The sequence below is a fragment of the Janibacter sp. GS2 genome (assembly GCF_051200835.1).
In the GTDB taxonomy this organism is placed as follows: Bacteria; Actinomycetota; Actinomycetes; order Actinomycetales; family Dermatophilaceae; genus Janibacter.
Genome location: NZ_CP195161.1, coordinates 56,356 through 70,599 on the forward strand (window position 1 = coordinate 56,356; position 14,244 = coordinate 70,599).

The 14,244-nt window shown below is 71.3% G+C and carries 12 protein-coding genes; 8 read left to right on the plus strand and 4 right to left on the minus strand.

The window, feature by feature from the left end; all coding sequences use genetic code 11:
* Nucleotides 1–5: 5 nt before the first annotated feature.
* From ACR9E9_RS00290 to ACR9E9_RS00315, 6 genes are all read left to right on the plus strand, one after another.
* Nucleotides 6–1,439 (plus strand): aldehyde dehydrogenase family protein, encoded by a 1,434-nt coding sequence (locus tag ACR9E9_RS00290; protein WP_435200518.1) that lies wholly within the window; start codon nt 6–8, stop codon nt 1,437–1,439.
* Between the two features lie 56 nt (nt 1,440–1,495).
* Nucleotides 1,496–2,026: a MarR family winged helix-turn-helix transcriptional regulator gene (locus tag ACR9E9_RS00295; protein ID WP_435200520.1), complete on the plus strand. Its 531-nt coding sequence runs from the start codon at nt 1,496–1,498 to the stop codon at nt 2,024–2,026.
* Nucleotides 2,027–2,207: 181 nt separating this feature from the next.
* Nucleotides 2,208–5,468 carry a fused isobutyryl-CoA mutase/GTPase IcmF gene (gene icmF / locus ACR9E9_RS00300; RefSeq protein WP_435200522.1) on the plus strand — a complete coding sequence of 1,087 codons (3,261 nt, stop codon included), beginning with the start codon at nt 2,208–2,210 and terminating at the stop codon, nt 5,466–5,468.
* Nucleotides 5,469–5,488: 20 nt separating this feature from the next.
* Nucleotides 5,489–5,854: a YidH family protein gene (locus ACR9E9_RS00305; RefSeq protein ID WP_435200524.1), complete on the plus strand. Its 366-nt coding sequence runs from the start codon at nt 5,489–5,491 to the stop codon at nt 5,852–5,854.
* A complete protein-coding gene (locus ACR9E9_RS00310; RefSeq protein ID WP_435200526.1) occupies nt 5,851–6,177 on the plus strand; it encodes a DUF202 domain-containing protein in 327 nt (108 codons plus the stop codon). The genes ACR9E9_RS00305 and ACR9E9_RS00310 overlap by 4 nt, the downstream gene beginning before the upstream one ends.
* A gap of 1 nt (nt 6,178) precedes the next feature.
* Complete coding sequence (locus ACR9E9_RS00315) at nt 6,179–6,937, plus strand: helical backbone metal receptor (RefSeq protein ID WP_435200528.1); 759 nt, start codon at nt 6,179–6,181, stop codon at nt 6,935–6,937.
* Here ACR9E9_RS00315 and ACR9E9_RS00320 read toward each other — a convergent pair.
* Nucleotides 6,924–7,652, minus strand: a complete 729-nt coding sequence (locus ACR9E9_RS00320) for a GAP family protein (protein WP_435200530.1) — start codon at nt 7,650–7,652, stop codon at nt 6,924–6,926. The genes ACR9E9_RS00315 and ACR9E9_RS00320 overlap by 14 nt on opposite strands.
* A gap of 117 nt (nt 7,653–7,769) precedes the next feature.
* On the opposite strand from ACR9E9_RS00320, the gene ACR9E9_RS00325 reads away from it, so the two are divergent.
* Nucleotides 7,770–8,981, plus strand: coding sequence for a histidine kinase (locus ACR9E9_RS00325; RefSeq protein ID WP_435200532.1), 1,212 nt, complete (start codon nt 7,770–7,772; stop codon nt 8,979–8,981).
* Nucleotides 8,978–9,622, plus strand: coding sequence for a response regulator (locus ACR9E9_RS00330; RefSeq protein WP_435200534.1), 645 nt, complete (start codon nt 8,978–8,980; stop codon nt 9,620–9,622). The genes ACR9E9_RS00325 and ACR9E9_RS00330 overlap by 4 nt, the downstream gene beginning before the upstream one ends.
* A 74-nt stretch (nt 9,623–9,696) precedes the next feature.
* Here ACR9E9_RS00330 and ACR9E9_RS00335 read toward each other — a convergent pair whose 3' ends face one another.
* The 3 genes from ACR9E9_RS00335 to ACR9E9_RS00345 form a co-directional block, all read right to left on the minus strand.
* Complete coding sequence (locus tag ACR9E9_RS00335) at nt 9,697–11,433, minus strand: S8 family serine peptidase (RefSeq protein ID WP_435200536.1); 1,737 nt, start codon at nt 11,431–11,433, stop codon at nt 9,697–9,699.
* 161 nt (nt 11,434–11,594) lie between these two features.
* On the minus strand, nt 11,595–12,863 hold the full coding sequence (locus ACR9E9_RS00340; RefSeq protein WP_435200538.1) for an acyl-CoA dehydrogenase family protein: 1,269 nt from the start codon (nt 12,861–12,863) through the stop codon (nt 11,595–11,597).
* 52 nt (nt 12,864–12,915) lie between these two features.
* Complete coding sequence (locus ACR9E9_RS00345; RefSeq protein WP_435200540.1) at nt 12,916–14,241, minus strand: acyl-CoA dehydrogenase family protein; 1,326 nt, start codon at nt 14,239–14,241, stop codon at nt 12,916–12,918.
* Nucleotides 14,242–14,244 lie beyond the last annotated feature (3 nt).

Consider the following 14,244-nt stretch of genomic DNA (forward strand, 5'->3'; position numbering starts at 1 on the left):
GATGCATGAGCGACGTCATCCCCTTCTGGATCGCCGGCACCCCGGCACACGGTCACGACCCACTCGAGGTCAGCCACCCACATGACCGGACGCCGGTCGGCAGGACCACCCATGCCGGGCCCGAGCAGGTCGAGGCCGCGGTGGGGGCTGCGCACGCGGTTCGCCACGAGACCGCGGCCCTGCCGGTGCACGCGCGCGCCGCGGCGCTCGACCACGTCGCCCGGCGCATCCTCGACCGCTCCGAGGAACTGGCGCGGCTGATCACGGCGGAGAACGGCAAGCCCATCCGGTGGGCCCGGGCGGAGGTCGCCCGGGCCGCGTCGGTCTTCCGCCTCGCCGCAGAGAACGCCCGCACCTGGTCGGGCGAGGTGCAGCGCCTCGACACCGAGTCCGCGGCCGAGGGCCGCCTCGCGTACACCGTCCGGGTGCCCCGCGGGCCGGTGCTGGCGATCACCCCCTTCAACTTCCCACTCAACCTCGTGGCGCACAAGGTTGCCCCGGCCATCGCTGTCGGCGCGCCCGTCGTGGTCAAGCCAGCCCCCAAGACCCCGCTGTCGGCGCTGCTGCTCGGTGAGCTCCTCGCGGAGACGGCCCTGCCGGCCGGCGCCGTCAGCGTCGTCAATGTCCCGGACAGCGCAGCCCCGGACCTCGTCGCCGATCCCCGACTGCCGGTGATCTCCTTCACCGGATCCGGCCCGGTGGGGGCGCGGATCCGAGCAGCGGTGCCGCAGAAGCACGTGACGCTCGAGCTCGGCGGCAACGCCGCCGTCGTGGTGTGCGAGGACTGGTCGGACACGCCGTACGCCGCCGGCCGGATCGCCACCTTCGCCAACTACCAGGGCGGCCAGTCCTGCGTCGGCGTCCAGCGCGTCTACGTCCACCGCTCCCGCCTCGAGGAAGTGCGAACGGCGATCGTCGCGGCTGTGGAGTCGCTCGGTGTGGGTGACCCCACGGATGAGGCCACCCAGGTGGGCCCGCTGATCAACGAGGAGTCCGCGCGACGGGTCGAGGCCTGGGTCGAGGAGGCCGTGGACGCGGGCGCGACGATCCTCACCGGCGGACGCCGCGAGGGCACCACGTACGCACCGACCGTGCTGGAGGACGTGCCCGTGGACGCCAAGGTCTCGTGCGAGGAGGTCTTCGGACCGGTACTGCTCATCCACCCGGTGGACTCGGTCGATGAGGCCTTCGCCCTGGTCAACGACTCCCGCTACGGGCTGCAGGCCGGCGTCTTCACCCACGACCTCCGGGTGGCCTTCCGGGCGCAGCGCGAACTCGAGGTGGGTGGCGTCGTGATCGGGGATGCGCCCTCCTACCGCGCCGACCAGATGCCCTATGGCGGCACGAAGGAGTCCGGCGAGGGTCGCGAGGGCGTCCGCTTCGCGATGACCGACTTCACCTACGACCGCGTCATGGTGCTCACCGGTCTGCCCTTGTGACCCCGCGGATCCCCCTGCGCCGGGAGCCCGGTCCTTGGACGTCCTAGGATGTCGTCATGACCGACCCCGACCCCATCGCCGCGGCGTACGAGCAGTGGGTGGACCACGGTTGGGCGGACGCCGCAGACGGGATGGCGCTGGTCACCTCGATCACCCGCGCGCACCAGCTGCTCGTCGAACGCATCGAGGAGACGCTGCGCCCACACGGTCTGACCTTCGCGCGCTACGAGATCCTGCGCCTGCTCGCCTTCAGCCGGCGCCGGTCGATGCCGATGAGTCGCCTCGGCTCCCTCCTGCAGGTCCATGCCACGAGCGTGACGAGCGCCGTGTCCCGGCTCGAGTCGCAGGGCCTGGTCGAGCGGCTCCGCCGAGAGTCGGACCGCCGGGTCGTCCTCGCCTCCCTCACGGCCGCCGGGGAGGCCCTCGTCGAGCGGGCCACAGCGGACCTCAATGCCCAGGTCTTCACCTCCCCCGGGATCGACACCGACGCGGTGCGCACGGCCACTGAGCTGCTCAGCGCCCTTCGCTCCGCCCACGGGGACACGGTCTCCTCGGCCGACGGGCGCGCGGCCCGCCTCGAGGCCTAGGGCCGAAGGGCGCGCGGCCCGCCTCAAGGCCTGAGGAACGAAGGCCAACGGCCACACCCCCTTCGGCACCTGGCATCGACGGTCGGCCGTCATCGCGGGGCGGGCACGGTCCGGGACTCGCGCGAGATACTTGGATGTCCTAGTATCGAAGGGTACCGACGACTCGATGACGAGGATCTTCATGGCTGCGCCTGCCAAGCCCGAGCTGCACTCCCCCACCCACCCGGTCCGCTTCGTGACCGCGTCCGCACTCTTCGACGGGCACGACGCGTCGATCAACATCATGCGGCGGATCATGCAGAGCCAGGGCGCGGAGGTCGTCCACCTCGGCCACAACCGCTCGGTCCAGGAGGTCGTCGACGCGGCGATCGACGAGGACGTGCAGGGTGTCGCCGTCTCCTCCTACCAGGGCGGACACGTCGAGTACTTCGAGTACCTCACCCAGTTGCTGCGTGAGCAGGGCGCGGGGCACGTCAAGGTCTTCGGTGGTGGCGGCGGCGTCATCGTGCCCGAGGAGGTCAGGCGGCTCCGCGAGGCCGGCGTGACGATCTTCTCCCCCGAGGACGGGCAGCGCCTCGGCCTGCCCGGGATGATCAACACGCTCATCGCCGACTGCGACACGGATGTCTGGGAGGACGGCCCCGTCGCCCTCGAGTCGGTACTGGCCGGCGAGCGCGCGGCGATCGCCAGGGCGATCTCCGGCGCGGAGCTCGGCCACCTCGACCAGACCTTCCTCGGGGGGATCGCCGACGCGGCCGCGAAGTCCACCGCACCCGTGCTCGGCCTCACCGGGACCGGGGGGTCGGGCAAGTCCTCGCTCACCGATGAGCTGGTGCGCCGCTTCCGCGTCGACCAGCAGGACAAGCTGCGGGTCGCCGTCATCGCCGTCGACCCGACCCGGCGCAAGGGCGGTGGTGCGCTTCTCGGCGACCGCATCCGCATGAATTCGCTCGGCGAGAGCTCCGGCGGCGACTCCCCCGTGTTCTTCCGCTCCCTGGCCACCCGGGGCGAGCGCGAGATCCCCGACGCGCTGCAGACGGTCATCGACATCACCAAGGCCGCGGGCTACGACCTCGTCATCGTCGAGACCCCGGGCATCGGCCAGGGCGACGCCGCGATCATCCCCTTCGTCGACGTCCCGATGTACGTCATGACGCCGGAGTTCGGCGCGGCCAGCCAGCTGGAGAAGATCGACATGCTCGACTTCGCCGAGGTGGTCGCGATCAACAAGTTCGAGCGCCGCGGCGCGGCCGACGCCCTGCGCGATGTCGCCCGCCAGATCGTGCGCAACCGCGAGGCCTTCGGGCAGCGCCCCGAGGACATGCCGGTCTTCGGCACCTCCGCCGCGACCTTCAACGACGACGGCGTCACCGGCCTCTACCAGCACCTGCGTGACCTGTTGTCGCAGAAGGGTCTCTCCGTCGAGGAGGGGCAGCTCGAGCACGTCGACACCAAGTACTCCACGCGCTTCGACCAGGTCGTCCCGGCCACCCGGGTGCGCTACCTCGCGGAGATCACCGAGACCGTCCGCGGGTACCACCACCGGACCGAGGAGCTGACGGACAACGCCCGTCGCGTGCAGCGCCTGGCCCTCGTCGACGACGAGCTCACCGCGGCCGGCAAGGACGGGCACGGCGTCGACGAGCTGCTCGACCAGGCCCGGGCGACCCTGCCCGCCGAGATCACCGAGCAGATCGACCGCTGGCCGGCCATCGTCGAGTCCTACTCGGGGGAGGAGCAGGTGGTGACGATCCGCGGCAAGGAGATCCACACCAGGCTGACCAAGGAGTCGCTCTCGGGCAACCAGATCTCCCGCGTCGCCCTGCCGAAGTTCACCGACCACGGTGACCTCGTGACCTACTGGCGCTCGGAGAACCTCCCCGGGTACTTCCCCTACACCGCTGGGGTGTTTCCCTTCAAGCGGGACAACGAGGACCCGGCGCGGATGTTCGCCGGCGAGGGTGACCCCTTCCGCACGAACCGCCGCTTCAAGCTGCTCTCCGAGGGCCAGCCGGCGACCCGGCTGTCCACTGCCTTCGACTCGGTGACGCTCTACGGACGCGACCCGAACGAGCGCCCCGACATCTACGGCAAGGTCGGCACCTCCGGCGTCTCCGTCGCCACCCTCGATGACATGAAGGCGCTCTACTCCGGGTTCGACCTGGTCTCCCCGACCACGAGCGTGTCGATGACGATCAACGGCCCCGCGCCCACCGTCCTCGCCTTCTTCCTCAACACCACGATGGACCAGCAGGTCGACCTCTTCCGGGAGCGGGAGGGCCGCGAGCCCGACGAGACGGAGACCCAGGAGCTGCGGGCGCACGCCTTGCAGACCGTCCGCGGCACCGTCCAGGCAGACATCCTCAAGGAGGACCAGGGACAAAACACCTGCTTGTTCTCCACCGAGTTCTCCCTGCGGATGATGGCCGACATCCAGGAGTGGTTCATCGAGCAGGGAGTGCGCAACTTCTACTCGGTCTCGATCTCCGGGTACCACATCGCCGAGGCCGGGGCGAACCCCATCAGCCAGCTGGCCTTCACCCTCGCCAACGGCTTCACCTACGTCGAGGCCTACCTCGCGCGCGGCATGGACATCAACGACTTCGCGCCGAACCTCTCCTTCTTCTTCTCCTCGGGCATGGACCCGGAGTACTCGGTCCTCGGCCGGGTGGCCCGCCGCATCTGGGCAGTGGCGATGAAGGAGAAGTACGGCGCGAACGACCGCAGCCAGAAGCTGAAGTACCACATCCAGACCTCGGGCCGCTCGTTGCACGCGCAGGAGATGGACTTCAACGACATCCGCACGACGCTGCAGGCACTCAACGCCCTCTACGACAACGCGAACAGCCTGCACACCAATGCCTACGACGAGGCCGTGACCACCCCCTCGACCGAGTCCGTGCGCCGCGCGCTGGCGATCCAGCTGATCATCAGCCGCGAGTGGGGCCTGTCCTACAACGAGAACCCGCTGCAGGGCTCCTACATCATCGAGGAGCTCACCGACCTCGTCGAGGAGGCCGTGCTCCTCGAGTTCGACAAGATCAACGACCGGGGTGGCGTCCTCGGTGCGATGGAGACCGGTTACCAGCGCGGCCGCATCCAGGACGAGTCCCTCGCCTACGAGCACGGCAAGCACGACGGATCCGTGCCGATCGTCGGCGTCAACACCTTCCTCCGCGAGGACGGGGCGAAGGGAGAGCCCGACGAGATCGAGCTCGCCCGCGCCACCGAGTCCGAGAAGGTCTCCCAGCTCGAGCGCGTGCAGAGCTACCAGGAGACCCACCGTGAGGAGGCCGTCCGGGCGATCGCCGCGCTCAAGGAGGCGGCCACCACGGACGCCAATGTCTTCGCGGTCCTCATGGACGCCGCGCGGGTGTGCAGCCTCCAGCAGGTGACCGACGCGTTCTTCGAGGTGGGCGGCCAGTACCGACGCAATGTGTGAGCATCGGTAGCGTGGGCGGCGTGAGCACCACCGATCGCTGGCCATCGCGGGTCTATGCCGAGGGCGAGGAGCCGGACTACCGGTTCTCGCTCGCCAACGAGCGGACCTTTCTCGCGTGGCTGCGCACGACGCTCGCACTCATCGCAGCCGGCGTGGCCGTCGATGTCCTCGATCTCGGGGTGTCCGAGGCCTTCACGCGAGGACTGTCGGCCACCCTGCTCGGCCTCGGCGCGGTCTGTCCCGTCCTCGCGTTCTGGCGGTGGGCCGCCTCGGAGCGCGCGATGCGACGCAACGAGCCACTGCCCCCGCTCGGAGCGGCCGCCGTGCTCATCACCGGGGTCGTCCTGCTCGCCGTCGCCGTCCTCGCCGTCGTCGCGGTCACGTGAGCGAGCTCGCGCAGGCAGCACCGCACGGCGCGCAGCCCGAGCGGACGGCCCTGGCCTGGCAGCGCACCGCCCTCGCGAGCGCCGCCGGAGCGGCGGTCATCGCCCGGCACTCCGCGCAGACCCTCGGCCCGGTCGCCATCGCCATCCTCCTGGCCACCCTCGGGCTGGCCGCCGCGGCCTTCCTCCTCGGCCGGCGGCGCTACGGCCTCGGCCCGACCGAGCACACGCGCCGCCGGGACGGTCGCGCCCCCTTCGCCCTCACCCTGACCGTCCTCGCCATGGCCCTGACCGAACTGCTCGCCCTCGTCATCGCAGGAGGCTGACATGCCCGTCGACGACCTCGGAACCCCCGTCGAGATCGGCCAACCGCCCCGACGGGTCGTCTCCCTCGTCCCGAGCCTCACCGAGGCGATCGCCCAGTCCGCCCGCGAGTGCCTCGTGGGCGCGACCGACTGGTGCACGCACCCCACCGACCTCGACGTGACGCGCGTGCGAGGGACGAAGAACCCCAACCTCAGGGCCGTCGCCGACCTCTCCCCCGACCTCGTCGTCGTCAACAAGGAGGAGAACCGCGAGCTCGACGTACGCCGCATGCGTGAGCGCGGCGTCCCCGTCTGGGTGACCGACATCGAGGACGTGCCGTCGGCGCTGACGTCGATGCGGCGGCTGTTCACCGAGGCCCTGCGAAGGGAGGTCCCCGGCTGGCTCGAGCGCGCCGACGTGCTCTGGGGCACCCCGGCCCCCGCCTCCCGTGGCCGGGTCGTCGTCCCGATCTGGCGGGACCCGTGGATGGTCGTCGGTCCCCGGACGTACACCACCGACCTGCTCGCCCGGCTCGGGTGGACCAATGCCTTCGCCGAGGCGGACGCCGACCCGCAGGGGCGGTACCCGCACGTCGAGCTCGCCCGGATCGACCGTGACGACGTCGACCTCGTCCTCCTGCCCGACGAGCCCTACGAGTTCACCACGGTCGACGGGCCGGAGGCCTTCGGCCGGGCTCCGACCCGACTCATCAGCGGACGCCTGCTCACCTGGTACGGCCCGGCGATGGTCGAGGCGCACGAGACCCTCAGCCGGGACTGACCCCGAGCAGCGCGAGGCCCTCGGGCATCCGGGCCCACGCATCCCGGGCCACGAGGACGCCGACGATCCCCACGATCCACGCGGTCGTCTCACCGGCGGAGCGCTCCATCCAGTCCCCGACCCTGACCAGGACCGGCTCGACGCGCCGACGGGCCACGACCCGCAGCACGAGCAGCACCACGGCCGGCGCGAGCATGACGAGGCAGTACGCCGCGAGCGCCGCGCCGCGCTCCCACGGCCCGAGCTCGGCGCCGCTGATCAGCGCGGTCGCGCCGAGGTACGGCAACATGGTGGCCACCTCGAGCAGCGCGGCCGCGAGCGCCAGCCCCACGAGCGGGACGGTCCCCCCACCCCCCTCGGCCCCGGTCAGTCGCCTCCGCCACCGGGAGACCCGACCGGCACCCTGCCCTCCACCGGAGCGACCGATCCAGAAGCTCCCGACGAGAAGACCCACCCCGATCACGAGCTGGAGCCGCGCAGCGACCGGGCCGTCGAGCAGGTCCCCGTCGCCCGCGAGCACCACCCGGGCGCCGGCCACGAGGGCCAGCCCCAGGACGAAGTAGAAGGCGGCCACCGTCCCCAGGAAGACGAGGACCCGGCGCGCCGGGGGGCGCCCCGGGGTGAGCATGAGCCAGATCGGGATGAGCAGGGTGCCGAAGCTCGTCGAGTCGAGGAGCGCCAGCAGGACGAGGGAGGCGGCGAGTGTGGTGGTCACGAGGGCCAGCCTGACCGCGCACGTGTCGCGGGACATCCGGCCTTGGGGTGACCTCTCGGCGGCGTCCTCCACCCTTGGGATGAGAGGGGGGACGCTCCCGTGTGCTGGGATGACGGGGTGAGGACAGCAGGTGGGCTCTGGCGCAGCGCACGGGCCACCCCTCGCCGGCGCGTGGTCGGGGAGGCCGTGGCCACCTTCCTCTTCGGGCTCGCACTCATCGCCATCGGTCTCGTCGGGACCTCCGGGCCGCGGGAGCACGAGCCGTCGAGCCCCTGGCTCTTCGTCCTGCCGCTCACGGCGATCTGCGTCCTGATGCTCGCCAAGCGCACCCGCCCCGGCCTCACCGCCTCGCTCGGCACCCTGGTGCTCCTCCTCGATCAGGTCATGGGCGGGAGCATCGGGGTGATCGTCGGCTACTTCGACCTCATCTACTGCGTCGCCCTCTGGGGCAGGCGGACCGTCCTGCGCCGGACCGAGGTGCTCGTGGCGATCGCCGTGACCGCCTCCGCCGCAGTGCCCTTCGTCCTCACGGGCAACGTGCAGTCGGCAGCGCTGCTGGCGATCGTCGTCTTCACCCTTCTGGCCACCCCGCTGTGGTGGGGACGGTCGGTGCGCACCCAGAGTGAGCTGGCACGGGTCGCGGCGGCCCGGGCGCAGGACCGCCACCGCCTCGCGGAGCTGCGCGAGGTCGAGGTGCTGCGCGACGAACGCACCCGCATGGCCCACGAGCTGCACGACGCCCTGGCAGGCAACCTGGCCGCCATCGGCATCCACGCCGAGGCGGCACTGTCGCGTGGGGAGGATGCCGGCGACTCCACGGCCCGCACGAGCCTCACCGCGATCAGACAGGCGAGCGTCGCCGCCTCCAACGAGCTGCGGGCCATGGTCCATCTGCTGCGCTCGGGCGATGACGACCGGATCGCACCCGCACGGCTGGCCGAGGTCGAGGGCCTGGTGGAGCAGGCGACGCACCGCGGGCTCTCGATCGAGGTGGACCGACCCGAACCGTGGCCCGAGCTGCCGGCGACGGTCGACCACGCCGCTCACCGGATCGTGCAGGAGAGCCTGACGAATGCCGCCACGCACGCGCCCGCAGCACGGGTACGCATCGACATCGAACCCACCCCCTCGAGCCTGGACCTGTGCATCACCAACACGCTCGCCGCGGTGGGCCCCGTCGCGGGCCGCGGCGACGGGGTCGGTCTCCTGAGCATGCGGGAGCGGGTGACGGCCCTGGGCGGGAGCTTCCGGGCCGGACCGGTCGACGGACGGTGGCAGGTGAGGGCATCGCTACCCTTGGCCGGCAGGGACGAAGGGGGACGAGCATGACCGTGCGGGTGCTGCTGGCGGATGACCACGCGGCGATCCGGTCCGGGCTGCGACTGATGCTCGAGCAGTCCGCTGAGATCACCGTCGTCGGCGAGGCCTCGGACGGGGCCGCTGCAGTGACCAACGCGACGGCGCTGCGCCCGGACGTGGTGCTCATGGACCTCCGGATGCCCGGTGTCGACGGGATCGAGGCCACCCGGCGGATCACGCAGGCCCGCGACGCCGACGTGCTCGTCCTGACGACCTTCGACCTCGACGAGTACGTCTTCGGCGCCCTGCGTGCGGGAGCCGCCGGCTTCCTGCTGAAGACCGTGGACTCGGCCACGCTCGTCGACGCGGTGCTGCGGGTGGCAGCGGGCGAGGGGGTCATCGCGCCCGAGGTCACCCGCCGCCTCCTCGCCGAGTTCACCGCCGTCCCCGCCGTCTGCTCGACGCCACCGGCGATGCTCGCAGAGCTCACCCCGCGCGAGCACGAGGTGCTCGTCGGACTCGGTCGAGGGCTCTCCAACGGCGATCTCGCCGGGCAGCTGGTGATCTCCGAGGCCACGGTGAAGTCGCACGTCTCCCGCGTCCTCGCCAAGCTCGAGTGCACCTCGCGGATGCAGGCGGCGGTCCTCGCCCGCGAGGCCGGCCTCGTCTGAGGAGACCACGCACGAAGGGGGACCGGTCACCTCGACGGTGACCGGCCCCCCTTCGTGCGTGCTGGACCCTCGGGTCAGCGCTTCTTCGGAGCCACCGCGGCGAGGGCGTTGATGATGCCGTCGCCGTAGAAGCCGTTGAAGTCCGCGTCACCGACGCACTCGGCGGTGTAACTCTCCGGGAGACCCGGGTAGACCATCGTGCGCGGCTCGGGGCAGGCCTTGTCCCGAGCAGAGCCCATGATGATCTCGCGGGTGCGCTCGGCATCCAGACCGAAGCCGTCGCGCCCGTCCTGCTTGCCGTACCGGCTGACGATCAGCGCGGCGACACCGGCGGCGTGCGGCGAGGCCATCGACGTGCCCTGGTAGTACTCGTAGTAGCCGCAACGCTCCTTGCCGCGGTACTTGCCGCAGTCCTTGAACACCGAGCCCTCGGCCTCCTCCGTGACGTTGCCGTCCTCGTCGACCGAGCCCTCGGCCTTGACGACGTTCTCCGGGACGGACGAGAGGATGAGGTTCGCCGGGCTGCGGTAGTCGGGCGTGCCGAAGTACTCACGCGAGTCGCCACCGGGGGCGCTGATCTCGATCTCGTCGGACGTCAGGTCCGAGGTGTAGTTCGAGAAGTAGGACTTCCGCTCCGACGGCCCCACGGACGAGACGCCGATGACGTGCGGGCCCTCGACCGGGAGGTCCATGCAGCTCGCGTTGTCGATGGTGCGCGGGTGGGCGTTGCCCTCGGGGTAGTTCGGGCTCGAGTCGTCCGACCCCGGGTTGGCCAGGTCGGTGGCCGCGTTGCCCAGCGCACCGACCATCGTCACGTCCTTGGAGTGCGCGTAGCGCAGCGCACGGGACATCGACTCGATGATCAGGTTCTGCTCGGCGGCCTCCTCCGGGCTGTCCTCCGGGGCGCCATCGGTGCAGTAGTACGCCCACGGGTCGACGTAGAAGCTCATGTTGACCACGTCGAGGCCGGCGTCGGCGGAGCCGGTCAGCGCGTTGACGGTCGGTCCGACGAAGAAGTAGCCCGCGTCCTGGCCGGCACGCATGTTGACGATCGACACGTCGGGGGCGACGCCGGAGACACCGATGCCGTTCCTCGCGGCCGCGACCGTGCCGGCCACGTGGGTGCCGTGACCGCCGTTGTCGACATCAGCCGGGTCGACACAGGACTCGACCTCGCAGGGACCATCGATCTCGGGGATGTCGGTGGTGAAGTTGCGCGAGAGCCGACGGTCGAAGTTCGGCGCGATGTCCGGGTGGCTCCCGTCGACACCGGTGTCGATGATGCCGACCTTGACGCGCTTGTCGCCGGACTCGATCTTCTGCGCCGCGGGCGCCTCGATCATGTCCATGCCCCAGAGCTTCTCGTCGAGCGGGTCGGGCCCCTTCGTGCCCTTGCCGTGCCCCTTGCCCTTGCTCGGGCCGGCCGCGAGGTCCGGGCGCTCCACCGCATCCTTGCGCTTCGCCGGCGCCGACGGCGAACGTCCGACGACGCCCTCGTCCGCGGCACCGAAGACCCCCTTCATCGCGCGGGCCTGCTGGGCGAAGCGCGCGTCGGTCGACGTCACGGTGACCATGCCGACCTTGTCGTTGACCGACGTGACGATGGCCCCCTTCGCCTTGAGACGCGTGGCGAGCGCCGTGGCGCTGCCTCCCCGGTCGGCGAGGACCACGTAGCTCGTGCGCTCGCCGCTCGCGGGGGCGGACGCCCCGGTGTCTGCAGTGGGTACGGCGGTGGCGGTCGTCGTCGCTGCCAGTCCGGTCAGGCCGAGCGCCAGGGCGCCGACTGCCGAGACCATGCGTTGGTGTCGCATGCATTTCCTCCCGTGGTCATCGGCGGCTGGTCACCGCCGCAGATCACCATATGACGCACATCACATGCGTGCAGGACGAGAGGTCAGGTCCGCGACGACCGGCGTGGGCCGGCGCCCGCGGCCCCGGCGCCCGGGGTAGCGACGCCGGTATCCGGGTGGTGCTACTTCAGCTCCTTGCTGGAGTAGCCCAGGACCCGGCGAGCGATGACGAGCAGCTGGATCTGCTGGGTCCCCTCGAAGATGTCGAGGATCTTGCTGTCGCGAGCCCACTTCTCGAGCAGCTCGGTCTCGGCGTAACCCGTCGCACCGGCGAGCTCGACGCAGGCGAGGGAGACCGTGACGCAGGTGCGCCCCGCCTTCGCCTTGGCCATCGAGGCCTCCATCGAGTTGGGCTTGCCGTTGTCGGCCATCCACGCGGCACGCAGCGCGAGCAGGTAGGCGCTCTGGTAGTCGGCCTCCATCTCGATGAGTTTCGCGGCGGCGGCGGACTGGACCTGGCCCGGACGATCCCAGTCGACCGTCACACCGGCGTCGGCGAGCAGGCGGGTCGTGGTGTCGAGCGAGGCCCGGGTCAGGCCGAGGGCCATCGCGGCGACGAGCGGGCGGGTGTTGTCGAAGGTCTGCATGGCCCCGCCGAAGCCCCCCTCGATGGCGATCTCCGGGTCGCCGAGGAGGTCCCGCGCCGGGACGCGGCAGTCGGTGAGGAGGAAGGCCGCGGTGTCGGAGGCGCGGATGCCGAGCTTGTGCTCCAGGCGCACCAGCTGCAGGCCCGGGTTGTCACGCCGCACGACGAAGGACTTGATCGCCTGCTTGCCGAGGCTGCGGTCGAGCGTCGCCCAGACGACCACGAGCTCGGCGCGCTCACCGGCCGTGACGTAGATCTTCTCCCCGTTGAGGACGTACTCGTCGCCGTCCCGGGTGGCGGTGGTGCGGATGGCGCCGGAGTCGGAGCCGACCTCGGGCTCGGTGATGGCCATGGCGGCCCACTTGCCCGCGTAGCGCGCCTGCTGCTCCTCGTTGGCGACGGCGGCAATGGCGGCATTGCCCAGTCCCTGCCGCGGGATCGACAGGGTCAGACCCACGTCGCCGCGGCAGGTCTCGAGGATCGAGAGCACCGAGGAGAGGTTGGAGCCGTTCTTGTTGGCAGAGCCGGAGCGCTTCCCCGTCGTGCGGCCCGAGCCGACGGCGGCGACGTCCCCTTCGGCCGCCCCGTCCTCCGCGGCGCGGGTGGAGGAGGAGGCGCCGGCCCCCTGCCCCGCACCCGAGTCACTCATGCCGTCGATGACGGCGGAGACGAGGTCGAGCTCGGCGGGGTACTCGTGCTCGGCACGGTCGTACTTGCGCGAGATCGGCCAGAACACCTCTTCGGCCATGCCGCGGGCCTGGGCGACCAGCGGGCGGAACTTCTTCGGAACCTCGAGATCGATCATGATCGCGTCCTCTTCGGGTCAGTCTGGTCTGTCGGTGTTGGGTGGGGACGGCTCAGACGAGCAGCGTGCCCTCGAGGACTCCGGCGCCCCGCAGGTCGCGGTACCAGCGCTCGTTGTCGAACTCCTTGACGAAGCCGTGGCCGCCGAGCAGCTGGACGCCGTTCGAGCCGATCCACGTGGCGTGCCGCGCGACGAGGCTGCGGGCCTGGGCGATCTCGGCCGCGGCGTCCTCGCCGCGGTCGAGGCGGGAGGCGGCCTTCCAGACGACGAGACGCAGGCCGGCGAGCTCGACGGCGATGTCGGCGACGGTGAAGGCGACGGCCTGGCGGTAGCCGATCGGCTCACCGAAGGCCTTGCGCTCCTTGACGTACTCGCTCACGTGGTCGAGGACCGCCTGCGAGGTGCCGACGGCCGCGGCCGCCCAGGCGAGGCGGGCACGACGCACGGCGTCGGCGTGGTCCGCGACGGTGCCGAGGAGGTCGGAGGCGGGGACGCGGACACCCTCGAGGTGGAGGCGGGCGGTCCTCGCGGCGCGGATCCCCATGGCGGGGTCGTCCGTGGTCTTCACACCCTCGGTCCCGGGCCTGACGATGACGAGACGGGACTCGCCGTCGACGGCCGCGGAGACGATGAAGAGCTCGGCCTTCTCTGCGCCGGGGACGATGGCCTTGACCCCGTCGAGGACGACGTCGTCACCATCGCGGGTGCCGGCGGTCCGCAGGGCGAAGGGGTCGAAGAGCACCTGGGGCTCGTGCAGGGCAAGCGCCGCGATCGGCGGCGTCTCGCCGGCGAACTCGGTGAGGTAGGTGGCCTGCTGGTCGGCGTCCCCGTAGGAGGCGAGGGCGGTGGCGACGGCGGCCGGCGCCATGATCGAGGTCGCGATACCCATGTCGCCGCGGGCGAGCTCTTCGAGGACGAGCGAGGCGGTGACCGCGGAGCGCTCCTCGGCGATGCCCTCGAGCTCGGCCGGGACGCCGATGAGGTGCAGGCCCATGTCGGCGGCGGCCGTGGTGACGGCCTCCGGGACGGCGCGCTCGGCGTCGGCCGTGGCCGCCGCGGGAGCGATGACCTCCTCCGCGAGCTCACGTGCCACCCCCTGGATCATCTGCTGGTCCTCGGACGGAGTGAGGTCGAACTGCTGCTTCGGCTTGGCCGGCGCGGGACGCGCCGGGCCCCCGGAGCCCTTCTTCGCCGAGAAGGCGCGACCGGCGGCGGTCTGCGCGGTGAAGCCGGTGACGGCACTCTTGTAGAGGTACCTCTCGACCCGGGCGCGCACCTCCTTGTCCTTCAGGCCGGGCAGCCCCCCGGCCTTGGCGATGAGACGCAGGCCGATGCGCTGGCCCTTGTCGGCCAGGGTCATCGTTTCGCTGGAAGCCATGAG

Coding starts and splice junctions, on each gene's coding strand:
- ACR9E9_RS00330 (WP_435200534.1), top strand. CDS start 8,978: ATGACCGTGCGGGTGCTGCTGGCGGATGACCACGCGGCGATCCGGTCC.
- ACR9E9_RS00295 (WP_435200520.1), top strand. CDS start 1,496: ATGACCGACCCCGACCCCATCGCCGCGGCGTACGAGCAGTGGGTGGAC.
- ACR9E9_RS00290 (WP_435200518.1), top strand. CDS start 6: ATGAGCGACGTCATCCCCTTCTGGATCGCCGGCACCCCGGCACACGGT.
- ACR9E9_RS00345 (WP_435200540.1), bottom strand. CDS start 14,241: ATGGCTTCCAGCGAAACGATGACCCTGGCCGACAAGGGCCAGCGCATC.
- ACR9E9_RS00315 (WP_435200528.1), top strand. CDS start 6,179: ATGCCCGTCGACGACCTCGGAACCCCCGTCGAGATCGGCCAACCGCCC.
- icmF (WP_435200522.1), top strand. CDS start 2,208: ATGGCTGCGCCTGCCAAGCCCGAGCTGCACTCCCCCACCCACCCGGTC.
- ACR9E9_RS00335 (WP_435200536.1), bottom strand. CDS start 11,433: ATGCGACACCAACGCATGGTCTCGGCAGTCGGCGCCCTGGCGCTCGGC.
- ACR9E9_RS00340 (WP_435200538.1), bottom strand. CDS start 12,863: ATGATCGATCTCGAGGTTCCGAAGAAGTTCCGCCCGCTGGTCGCCCAG.